Source organism: Martelella mediterranea (genome assembly GCF_021021415.1).
Classification (GTDB): Bacteria; Pseudomonadota; Alphaproteobacteria; order Rhizobiales; family Rhizobiaceae; genus Martelella; species Martelella mediterranea_C.
In genome coordinates, this window is the sequence record NZ_JAINWJ010000047.1 from 59,795 (window position 1) to 70,360 (window position 10,566).

Consider the following 10,566-nt stretch of genomic DNA (forward strand, 5'->3'; position numbering starts at 1 on the left):
GCGCCTTGAGCTTGAGGTCGTTTGCAAAAACGACCTCAAGCTCAAGGCAGCATCACTTGACGGCTGAGTTTCCTCCATCGGCAAAAAGCGCTGAACCTGTAACAAAACTCGATCCCGGGCCTGCGAGGAATAGCGCGGCCTGCGCAATTTCTTCCGGCTGAGCTATGCGTTTCATAGCGTGGAGACCGGCGGCCCATTCCTTTTGCGATTGATCACCCGCCATGCCGGTGTCCGTGCCACCGGGAAGAAGTGCATTTGAACGGATATGCATGGCTCCATAATCGGCAGCGATGGCTTTGACCAAACCCATCAATCCAGCCTTGGCCGCTGCGTAAGCTCCCATGCCGGGAAGCCCCACGCTCGTTCCAACGAAGCTTGACGTGAAAATGATCGAGCCGCCACCGCGTTTGAGCATTGCCGGTATCTGGAAACGGCTTCCAAGGAAAGCCGCCGTGAGGTTTGTGGAAATGGTTTGATGCCATTCATCAGCCGTCATGTCTGCGATCGGTTTCATCGCTCCCACTGTCCCGGCATTGTTGAAGGCAATATCAAGCCCACCGAAAACCGTCGTCGCTGCTGCGACCAGCTCTTCGTGTGTTTCGGATGAGGCAACATCTCCGGCTACCAGATGTGCGCGTCCACCATTTTCCTCAATCTGTCTCGCCACGCTCTCCAAGGACGATTTGCCTCGTGCGTTCAAAACGACGCTCGCGCCTTCTGCGCTAAACAACAAAGCGGCGGCCCGCCCTATGCCAGAGGACGCACCGGTGATAATTGCAACTTTGTTCTCTAAAATTCCCATGGGTATTCTCCTTGAATTGGAGATCAATGGGATAAGGAAAATTCTAGTTTCCGGACACCCGATTCCTGCGGCCAGATTTGGCTTCGTAACGAACTACTTTGTCCAATGTGGCTACATACTGCATCGGCGAATGTCCGCTTTGCACCTCCTGATGAGCGGACGTGAACAACCGAAATGGGGGTGCAAAACTGCCTTTGGAACCGTCGTCCAGATCTCGGCGTCGACACAGCCGGTATTGACGGTCGGCATCAGGTCTTAATATGGACCGACGACCCCGTCGGGATGATATTCATCCGCGTAAAAATCCTAATACTCGAACACGAACTTAATCCGGCCGATGACAAAAATGGTGCCGATTCCTGAAGGCCGATTTCATTTGTTCCTCCAAGATAATTGCGGAACGACGTCGGCGCGACCGCTGCAATTCCGAACGCCATCGTGGCGGCTTTGCTGTGCGCCAAACATTTCCTGCAACTTTTTGCTCCGCTTTGCGTAACAGATCCGGCGTTCGACAGTCTTCTGTGAAGCAGGCTCCAGTGGGCCGCGATTTCACGAGGCGACCGAATGGCACCGACAGATAAAAAAACGAAAACCAGCGCACAGCGGTGGAAACGGCCTAAGCGATTTGACCGCAATCTCATCGTGATCGGCGCTGGTTCCGCAGGGCTCGTCTCGGCCTATATCGCCGCAGGCGCGAAAGCAAAGGTGACACTGGTCGAGGCGAACAGGATGGGGGGCGACTGCCTCAACTTCGGCTGTGTGCCATCCAAGGCGCTGATCGGCAGTGCGAAGGCGGCGCATCAGATGCGCAACGCACACCGCTATGGGCTCAGACCGGTCGAGCCGAATATCCCCTTCTCCGCCGTGATGGAGCGGGTGCACGAGGTTATTGCCGAAATCGAGCCGCATGACAGCATCGAACGCTATACCGCACTGGGTGTCGAGGTCCTGCAAGGCTATGCGAAGCTGATCGATCCCTGGACGGTGGAGATCGCGTTGAGCAGCGGCGAGACCCAACGCCTGACGACCCGCGCGATCGTCATCGCTACAGGCGCGCAACCCTTCGTGCCGCCGATCCCCGGCATTGAGGATGTCGGCTTTCTCACGTCAGACACGCTCTGGGATGGACTGCGCGATCGCCCCGAGGCGCCAAAGCGGTTGGTCGTGCTGGGCGGCGGGCCAATCGGCTGCGAACTGGCGCAAAGTTTTGCACGGCTCGGGTCAAAAGTCACACAGATCGAAATGGCGCCGCGCCTGATGATGCGCGAGGACGTGGACGCCTCCGGGCTCGTCGAGGCATCCCTCCGATCGGATGGCGTGAGGGTTCTGACGGGTCACAAGGCTGTCGCCTGCGGCGTGGACGCGGGCAGCAAATGGATCGAGGTCGAAAACGATGGCGACAGACAGCGCATCGAATTCGACGACATGATCGCTGCCGTTGGCCGGTCGCCGCGGCTGAAAGGGTTCGGTCTGGAAGAGCTCGGCATCAAGACGGACCGTGTCGTGGCGACCAATGCGTATCTGCAAACGCTTCACCCGAATATCCTCGCCGCCGGCGATGTCGCGGGGCCTTATCAGTTCACCCATGTCGCCGGGCATCAGGCCTGGTTTGCCACGATCAATGCGCTCTTTGGCGACATCAGGCGCTTCAGAGCCGACTACCGCGTCATTCCCTGGGCAACCTTCACCGACCCGGAGGTGGCGCGTGTCGGGCTGTCCGAAACCGAGGCGAAGGAGAAGAACATTCCCCACGAGGTGACGCGCTTCGGCAACGACGATCTCGACCGCGCAATCGCCGATGGTTCGCCAGGCGGCTTCGTCAAGGTGCTGACGGTTCCGGGCAAGGACAGGATTCTCGGTGCGACCATCGTCGGCGACCATGCCGGCGATCTGCTCGCGGAATTCGTTTTCGCCATGAAACACGGACACGGTCTGGGGAAAATCCTGGGTACGATCCATATCTATCCGACACGCGCCGAGGCAAACAAGATGGTTGCCGGCCAGTGGCGCCGCAACCATCTCAACGGCGTCCTCCTTTCGCTACTCGAAAGATTCCAGACATGGAGGCGCGGATGATCGACGCCCGGATCTTGCCGCTTCAGCGCGCTGTCCTTCAGCCGGTTGCCGGGCTTCTGGCGCGGCGCGGCCTACGCGCCGACGTGATCAGCCTCACCGGTTTTCTCACCGGCGTCGGCGCGTTCGTCGGCCTTTGCTTCGGTGCATGGTCGCTGGCTCTCGCCCTTATTCTCTGTAACCGGGTCATGGACGGGCTGGACGGCGCCGTGGCCCGCATCCAGGGCCCGACGGATCGCGGAGCCTATCTCGATATAGCGCTCGATATGGTGTTTTACGCCCTCATACCGCTGGGTTTTGCCGTTCAGGCTCCCGCTATCCATGCACTGCCGGCGGCTGTGCTGATCGTCTCCTTCGTCGGAACCGGCTCGTCCTTCCTTGCCTTTTCCGCAGTGGCCGCCAAGCGCGGCAAAGAAGCGCCGGAGTTTCCCACGAAGGGCATCTATTACGCGGGAGGATTGGCGGAAGGATTTGAGACAATCGCGATCTTCGTCGCAATGTGCCTGTTTCCCGGAAATTTTCCAGTGATCGCCTATGGTTTCGCAGCGCTCTGCGCGCTTACCACCGTGATCCGGTGGCGGCAGGGCTGGGTCGCCTTTTCCGGCGCCGCGAAATGATCACACATTGGAAAGTGCCGACCCGGGATTGGACACGGCCAAGGGCCATGCGCCTGCTGTCAGACTTCCTTGTCCAGACGGTCAAGGGCATTGCGCAGCGTGACACGCGCCCGGTGCAGCAAAACGCGCATATTTCCCTCGCTGATGTCGAGAAGCGCACAGACCTCGGAAGGATCGAGCTCCTGTTGACCGCGCAGGATCAGCACCGCCCGCTGTGCCGGAGGCAGCGTCCCGATCACAGCCTCCACGTGCTGCAAAATGCTTTTGCCTGCCACGTGGCGCTCGGGCGTCAGATCGTCCCAAAGCGCGGGCAATGTGCGCCAGCGTCCGCGTCCGTCAAAAGCATCCTCCAGTCCATTGCTGTCACCCTGGTCGTCAAACAGGACGACACGCCCGTCGCGCTTTGCGCGGGTGCGGGCCTTGTTGATAAGGATGGTGAATATCCAGTTCGCCAGCGAACTGCGTCCCTCGAAGAGATCGATACGGTTGAGCACGGTAATCCACGTATCCTGAACCACCTCTTCCGCAATCTGACGGGACTGGACCATCCCTGTGCAAAAGCGGATCATCGCCGCATTGTGCCGTCGGAACAGGCCTTCAAAGGCAACATGATCCCCTTCGACCAGCCGCCGCGACAAAGTCTGCTCGTCACTTTCCGTATTACTCACAACCCCTCCGGCCACCGTTGGCGTTCCATTAACAGAACAGTCCTTCCGGAAGTCCAGAGCGATTTGCGCCGATCAAGCCATCGTGACGCAACCCCGCTTCCGCCTCTCGGGAACTTGATTCAATCCCATGTTTGGAATGCGATATGGATCGAATGAACTGTCCTGCGTTCATGCACCATGACTACCCGAGAGCCGCACCTTCCGGCTCCTGTCGCGGCTCAGGAGAACAACGTTTCCGGATTGCGGGGCCGAGGCCGCCACGACCAGAGATCTCACCCATGACTGGATATTCAAAGATGTCTGATGATCATAACCAACCGCGCCCGCAAAAACCCCGCACAGCTTCGGGAACCCGCCTGTCGCGCTTCGCGCCTGTCGGCATTATTGTGCTGGGGCTGGCGCTCGGCTATGCCCTCGGCTTGCAGAATTATCTGAACCTTGGGTTTCTTGCCGAACAACGGCAGGTGTTGCGGGCCTATGTGGATGCCAATACGGCCTGGTCGGCGCTGATTTTTGTCAGCGTCTACATTGTCGCCGTCGCCTTTTCGTTTCCGGCAGCGTCGATCCTCACCATCTTCGGCGGATTCCTGTTCGGCTGGCTGGCGGGCGGGGCGCTCGTCGCCGTCGGCGCCACAATCGGCGCATCGATCCTCTTTCTGGCGACGCGTTCGGCCTTTGGCAGCTTTTTGCAGCACCGGGTCGACGGGGTGGTCAGGAAACTCGCCGACGGCTTTCGTGAAAATGCATTTGGTTATCTGTTCGTCATCCGGCTCGCACCGGTATTTCCCTTCTTCGTGGTGAACATCGCCGCCGCCCTGTTCGATATCAGCCTCGGGCGCTTCGCCGCCGCAACCTTTTTCGGCATCCTGCCCGGCACCTTTGCCTATGCCTATCTCGGCCAGGGCGTCGACAGCGTGCTGGTCGCCGCGCAGGAGGCCGGACGCCAGGCGCAGATTTCCGATCTGGTGACACGGGACATCACGCTCGCTTTCTTTGCGCTGGCCGTAGTGGCGCTGATCCCGACGGTCGTCAGGCAGATCCGCCGACGCCGGAGCGGTTCCTGAACGGCGGGCGGCCGAAAAAGCGAAACCGACGGCAAAAAGACAATCAGGACTGTAACGGGTCGTGGCCGCGCGAGTCCTGTCCATAGAGTCCACAGATGAGGATTATCTGATGTTACGATGCAGTGAAGTCGCCGAACGCGCCAGCCTTCTCATAGATGGCGAGCTCGGGCCGTGGCAGCGTTTTAACATGAAACTGCACCTCGCCATGTGCCGCGGCTGCCGCGCCTTTGTGGCGCAGATGCGAACCGCGCAAGATCTGGCGCGCATGGCAAGCGGTTCGGAAGAACAGCACATCGACCCGGAAATCCATGCCGCACTCGCGCGAAGGCAGCAGCACCCCATCGACAGAATCTGAAGGATGTGAGCAGCTTGAATCTCAGAAAGACGGGGGCTTGGGCGAACTGCCTCCGGCTGAACCGATCAGGGAGAGCAAAACAATATGCGTTTGACGAAACAACTTCTGGCGGCTTGCGTGATCAGCGGGAGCGGCTGTCTGAATGCCGCAGCCGCCGACCCCGGCGTGAACGACTGGCCGGAGATCGAAAAGGCAGCCGCGGGTCAGACGGTTTACTTCAATGCCTGGGGCGGCTCGGAAAACATCAATGCCTATATCGAATGGGTGGGCGCGCGGATGCAAGAGCGCCATGATGTCACGGTCGTTCAGGTCAAGCTCGACGATACCGCGAGTGCCGTTTCCAAAGTGGTGGCGGAAAAGGCTGCCGGGAAAGATGAAAATGGCTCGGTCGATCTCATCTGGATCAATGGCGAGAATTTCGTCTCGATGAAGAAACAGGATCTGCTTCTCTCCCCCGACTGGGCAACGTCGCTGCCCAACTGGCGTTACGTGGATGCCGAGAACCAGCCGACCATCCTCACGGATTTTACCGAGCCGACAGACGGGTTGGAAAGCCCCTGGGGCGGGGCGAAGATGGTCTTCTTTTACGACAGTGCCCGTACGGACGCGGGTTCGTTGCCCGATAATTCCACTCAACTTCTCGACTGGGCGAAGCAACATCCGGGCCGCTTTTCCTATCCCGCTCCGCCGGACTTCATCGGCTCGTCTTTCCTCAAACAGGTCCTGAGCGAGCTGATCGACGATCCCTCGAAGCTCGACGAGCCGGTAGATGAGAGAACCTTCGAACGCGACGTCGAGCCGCTTTTCGCCTATCTCGACCAGTTGCATGACGTGGCGTGGCGCTCTGGCCATGCCTTTCCGCAAAACTATCCTGACATGAAACAGAAGCTGGCTGACGGTGAACTGGATATCATCTTCGCCTTCAACCCGGCGGAAGCCTCGGCCGGCATCGAGGCGGGCGAATTGCCCGATACCGTGCGTTCCTTCACTTTTTCCGGCGGCACGTTGGGGAACACGCATTTCGTCGCCATCCCCTATAATGCCAATGCCCGGGAAGCTGCCCTGCTGACCGCCAATTTCCTGCTGTCCCCGGAAGCGCAATTGCGCAAGCAGGACCCGGCCTATTGGGGCGATCCCACCGTTCTCGCCATGGACAAACTGCCGGAGGAAGACCGCACTGCCTTCCAATCGCTCGATCTTGGCGTGGCGACCCTTCCGCCAGACCAGCTGGGACCGGTCATCGCCGAACCCCATGCGAGCTGGATGGACAGGATCGAGACCGAGTGGCGCAGACGCTACGCAAGCGGCAACTGATCCGTGTCGGGCATTCAGGGCGCACAAGCTGAAACGGGACGATGGGTGGCGCGCCTCGCCGGAAGCGCGGTCGCGGTCACCCTCGCCCTTCTTGTGCTGCCCATAACCTTCGGATTGTTTGGAACGTTGCTCCCCGCCTTTGGCTACCTGCCTGCACTCGGCGGCCACAGCTTCGGGCTCGATGCCTTCGCCAGCCTGTTTGCCGCGCCGGGGCTGATCGATGCGACGATACTGAGTTTCATGACCGGATTGGTCACCACGGCGCTTTCCCTCACGGCTACCCTGCTTTTTATCGCAGGGTTTGCCGGAACCCCGACGATGTCGCGTCTTCAGCATCTGCTTTCGCCGCTTCTTGCCGTGCCGCACGCGGCGGCAGCCTTCGGGCTCGCCTTCCTGATCGCCCCGTCAGGCTATCTGGTCCGGCTCGCGGCACCCGTTCTCGGCATCGCACGGCCGCCGGATATCCTGATCCCGCACGATCCCATGGGACTGGCGATGATCGCCGGATTGGTGCTCAAGGAAACACCCTTCCTGTTTCTCGTCACACTCGCCGCCTTGCCGCAGATCGACCTTGCCCCTGCACGCAGACTGGCGGCCTCCTTCGGTTACGGGCGGATCGCCGGCTTCATCTATCTTCTGTGGCCCGCGCTCTACCGGCAGATCCGTTTTGCCGTCTATGCCGTCATCGCCTATTCCACATCGGTGGTGGACGTCGCGCTGATCCTCGGGCCCAACCTGCCCGGCACGCTCGCCACGCGTCTCGTGCAATGGATGAGCGACCCGGATCTCACCTTTCGTTTCATGGCGTCCGCCGGCGCCGTCGTTCAACTGGCGGTGACGCTTGCAGCGCTTGTCGTCTGGTACGCGCTGGAACGGTGTTGCGCCGCATTGCTTCGGCTGTCGCGGGATCGCGGTTGTCGCTTCGCGCGGGATGCGGCGCTGCGGCAATTCTCGGCTGTGGTCATCGGGATTCTCGGCTCCACCGTTTTTGCCGGCCTGATACTGCTCGCGGTCTGGTCGGTGGCCGGGCTGTGGCAGTTCCCAGACCTTTTGCCGCGTGACTTTACCATGCGCAGCTGGATACGGGCATTGCCACGCATGATCGATCCGCTGGTCACCACGCTTGTAACCGGCTTTTTCTCGACACTGATCGCCATCCTGCTGACGGTCGGCTGCCTCGAACGGGAGAACCAGACTGGACGAACCGGCGGCGAACGGAGCCTGTTCATTCTGTACCTGCCGCTGATCGTGCCGCATATTACCTTCGTGTTCGGCCTGCAACTCCTCTTCATCGGCAGCGGCAGCCAGCATCGCTACGCCGCGCTGGTCCTGGTTCATCTCGTCTTCGTGCTGCCTTATGTGTTTCTCTCGCTCGCAGACCCCTGGCGGGCGCTCGACCGGCGCTATGAAATCATCGCCACAGCGCTCGGGCGTTCTCGCCTCATCGTTCTGTTCTCCATACGGTTGCCCATGCTGATCAGGCCGATCCTGACGGCATCGGCCGTCGGCTTTGCCGTTTCGGTCGGACAATACCTGCCAACGCTGCTCATCGGCGAGGGACGACTGCAGACCATCACCACGGAGGCCGTCGCGCTCGCTTCCGGCAACAATCGCCGCGTTATCGGCGTCTATGCCCTGCTGCAGACACTTCTGCCGCTGATCGCTTTTTCACTGGCCGCGTTTCTGCCCGCTCTCCTCCACCGGAACCGTCGGGACATGCGGGTTTGACCATGCGGCACGGCAATAACAGAAGCGGCCTTTCACTTTCCAACGTCGTGATCCGTCTCGGCAGCGACACGCTGATCGATCTGTCAGCGCATGTTTCATCCGGCGACGTGTTGACCGTGATGGGGCCTTCCGGCTCCGGCAAATCGACGTTGCTCTCTTTCATCGGCGGCTTTCTCGATCCGGTGTTCGAAACCGCGGGCGAAGTCACGATCGATGGCGTGGATCTGCTCGCGCTGCCGCCGGAAGCGCGACGGGCCGGCATCCTGTTCCAGGATCCGCTCCTCTTTCCGCACATGTCGGTCGGCGCCAATATCGCATTCGCGATTCCCGCCGACGTGAAAGACCGCCGCGCCCGGCGGCACATCGCAGCCGGTATTCTGGCCGAAATGGATCTTGCGAGTTTCGAAAAGCGAGACCCGGCAACGCTATCCGGCGGGCAGAAGGCCCGGGTCGCGCTTGCGCGCGTGCTCGTCTCGCGCCCGAGGCTGCTGCTGCTGGACGAGCCCTTTTCCAAGCTCGACACGGAATTGCGCGCCCAGATGCGCAGCCTCGTCTTTGCCAAGGTGCGCGATGCCGACCTTCCTGTCATTCTCGTGACCCATGACGAGGCTGATGCGAAAGCTGCGGGCGGCGGCGTCCATCGCATCGGCCCGGGAGGCCAGCCCCATGCCTGAGACCCGAGAAACGGAAAAGCCGGTTGTCCTGCTCGGCGGAGGCCATGCGCATGTCGAGGTTGTCCGCGCGCTCGGCGAACATGGTCATGGCCGCAAGATCGTGCTCGTGTCGCCCTCGCGCCATGCGCCCTATTCCGGCATGTTGCCCGGCTATATCGCGGGTCGATACCGCTTCGAGGATTTTCATATCGACCTGGCCGCTCTGTGTGATCGCAATGACGTGACATTTCTGGAAACATCCGCGACCGGCATCGATCCCGGGCGCCGGAGCGTATCGCTCGCAAACGGACAGGTTGTCGGCTACGATCTGCTTTCGGTCGATATCGGTTCCGCGCCTTCGCTTCCGGCAGGTATTTCAGGCGGCTTCCCGGTGAAGCCGATCGCGAGTTTTGCCGAGCGCCTGGCCCAGCTGGACGCCTTGGCCGAGGAACACGAAGGACCGTTCCGCCTCGCGATTGTCGGCCAGGGCGTCGCGGGGGTCGAGATGGCCTTCGCTCTTCGTGAGAGGTTCGCGCGCGGACGGGTTCAGGTCACGCTTGCAGGCCGCGCGCTCCGCCCTGTTCCCGAGCGCAGCAATAGAACACGGAAACTCGTGGAGACGGCACTGCAACAGGCTGGCATCGAACATTATTCCGGTTTCGATGTCGTCGCATTCGAAAACGGCGAGCTCGTCGCCGGCGATGGCAGGCGACTTCCGGTCGACGAAGCCGTCTGGACCACGTCGAGCGGCGCTCCGGCTTGGCTTCGCAAGACCGGTCTCCAACTGGATGCGGGCGGGTTCATCCGTGTGGATGCCGCGCTGCGTTCCGTCTCCCACGGCAATGTCTTCGCAGCCGGCGATGTCGCATCGCTGCCCGACCCGCGGCCCAAGGCCGGCGTCTTCGCCGTTCGCCAGGGCCCGGTCCTCGCGGACAACATCCGTCGCAGCCTGGAAGGTGAAGACTTGCTGCCCTTTCACCCCCAGCGCGCGTGGCTGGCACTGATCTCGCTTTCCAACGGACACGCTATCGCCGACAAGTGGGGGCTCTCGGTTTCGGGGCGTGGGGTGCAGGCCTGGAAACACTGGAATGATACGCGGTTTGTTCAGCGATATCGAAATCTGCGCTAAAACTCGATTTGCTCATGGTCGCTTTCTTACCTCATTTTAGGCAGGAAGGCGTCTACAATTCGTGGGGCTATTCATTCCGGTGCCGCTGCCAGCCCGCCATCGTGATAAGAGCCGGAAAAATCGTAAGCGGCGGCTGAGTGGCACGTTGCGGCGGCGTGAGCTT

10 protein-coding genes are annotated in these 10,566 nt (G+C 60.8%); 8 read left to right on the forward strand and 2 right to left on the reverse strand.

What is annotated here, in order from left to right; translation table 11 throughout:
- Positions 1–52 precede the first annotated feature (52 nt).
- Positions 53–802, reverse strand: coding sequence for an SDR family oxidoreductase (locus K7H91_RS20805; RefSeq protein WP_230722124.1), 750 nt, complete (start codon positions 800–802; stop codon positions 53–55).
- A 642-nt stretch (positions 803–1,444) separates the two neighbouring features.
- Here K7H91_RS20805 and K7H91_RS20810 point away from each other — a divergent pair.
- Positions 1,445–2,878, forward strand: coding sequence for a dihydrolipoyl dehydrogenase family protein (locus tag K7H91_RS20810; RefSeq protein WP_230722125.1), 1,434 nt, complete (start codon positions 1,445–1,447; stop codon positions 2,876–2,878).
- Positions 2,875–3,492: a CDP-alcohol phosphatidyltransferase family protein gene (locus K7H91_RS20815; RefSeq protein ID WP_230722126.1), complete on the forward strand. Its 618-nt coding sequence runs from the start codon at positions 2,875–2,877 to the stop codon at positions 3,490–3,492. Before K7H91_RS20810 ends, K7H91_RS20815 begins: the two co-directional genes overlap by 4 nt.
- Before the next feature lie 59 nt (positions 3,493–3,551).
- Here the strand turns inward: K7H91_RS20815 and K7H91_RS20820 are convergent, their stop codons facing one another.
- Positions 3,552–4,160 (reverse strand): RNA polymerase sigma factor, encoded by a 609-nt coding sequence (locus K7H91_RS20820; protein WP_230722127.1) that lies wholly within the window; start codon positions 4,158–4,160, stop codon positions 3,552–3,554.
- Between the two features lie 296 nt (positions 4,161–4,456).
- Between K7H91_RS20820 and K7H91_RS20825 the strand changes: the two genes are divergently transcribed.
- The 6 genes from K7H91_RS20825 (at position 4,457) to K7H91_RS20850 (ending at position 10,403) form a co-directional block, all read left to right on the forward strand.
- On the forward strand, positions 4,457–5,224 hold the full coding sequence (locus K7H91_RS20825) for a TVP38/TMEM64 family protein (protein WP_230722128.1): 768 nt from the start codon (positions 4,457–4,459) through the stop codon (positions 5,222–5,224).
- Positions 5,225–5,333: 109 nt separating this feature from the next.
- Positions 5,334–5,579 (forward strand): zf-HC2 domain-containing protein, encoded by a 246-nt coding sequence (locus K7H91_RS25900; RefSeq protein WP_419197507.1) that lies wholly within the window; start codon positions 5,334–5,336, stop codon positions 5,577–5,579.
- Positions 5,580–5,663: 84 nt separating this feature from the next.
- Positions 5,664–6,893: an ABC transporter substrate-binding protein gene (locus tag K7H91_RS20835; RefSeq protein WP_230722130.1), complete on the forward strand. Its 1,230-nt coding sequence runs from the start codon at positions 5,664–5,666 to the stop codon at positions 6,891–6,893.
- Positions 6,894–6,938: 45 nt separating this feature from the next.
- Entirely contained in the window at positions 6,939–8,621 is a 1,683-nt protein-coding gene (locus K7H91_RS20840; protein WP_230722131.1) for an ABC transporter permease, read from the forward strand.
- A 2-nt stretch (positions 8,622–8,623) separates the two neighbouring features.
- Positions 8,624–9,295: an ATP-binding cassette domain-containing protein gene (locus K7H91_RS20845; RefSeq protein WP_230722133.1), complete on the forward strand. Its 672-nt coding sequence runs from the start codon at positions 8,624–8,626 to the stop codon at positions 9,293–9,295.
- Positions 9,288–10,403, forward strand: coding sequence for an FAD-dependent oxidoreductase (locus K7H91_RS20850; RefSeq protein ID WP_230722132.1), 1,116 nt, complete (start codon positions 9,288–9,290; stop codon positions 10,401–10,403). The genes K7H91_RS20845 and K7H91_RS20850 overlap by 8 nt, the downstream gene beginning before the upstream one ends.
- Positions 10,404–10,566: the final 163 nt, after the last annotated feature.

Excerpts from the sequence above, each read along its gene's own strand:
- K7H91_RS20805 (WP_230722124.1), bottom strand. The coding sequence starts at position 802 with ATGGGAATTTTAGAGAACAAAGTTGCAATTATCACCGGTGCGTCCTCT.
- K7H91_RS20815 (WP_230722126.1), top strand. The coding sequence starts at position 2,875 with ATGATCGACGCCCGGATCTTGCCGCTTCAGCGCGCTGTCCTTCAGCCG.
- K7H91_RS20825 (WP_230722128.1), top strand. The coding sequence starts at position 4,457 with ATGTCTGATGATCATAACCAACCGCGCCCGCAAAAACCCCGCACAGCT.
- K7H91_RS25900 (WP_419197507.1), top strand. The coding sequence starts at position 5,334 with ATGTTACGATGCAGTGAAGTCGCCGAACGCGCCAGCCTTCTCATAGAT.
- K7H91_RS20835 (WP_230722130.1), top strand. The coding sequence starts at position 5,664 with ATGCGTTTGACGAAACAACTTCTGGCGGCTTGCGTGATCAGCGGGAGC.
- K7H91_RS20845 (WP_230722133.1), top strand. The coding sequence starts at position 8,624 with ATGCGGCACGGCAATAACAGAAGCGGCCTTTCACTTTCCAACGTCGTG.
- K7H91_RS20850 (WP_230722132.1), top strand. The coding sequence starts at position 9,288 with ATGCCTGAGACCCGAGAAACGGAAAAGCCGGTTGTCCTGCTCGGCGGA.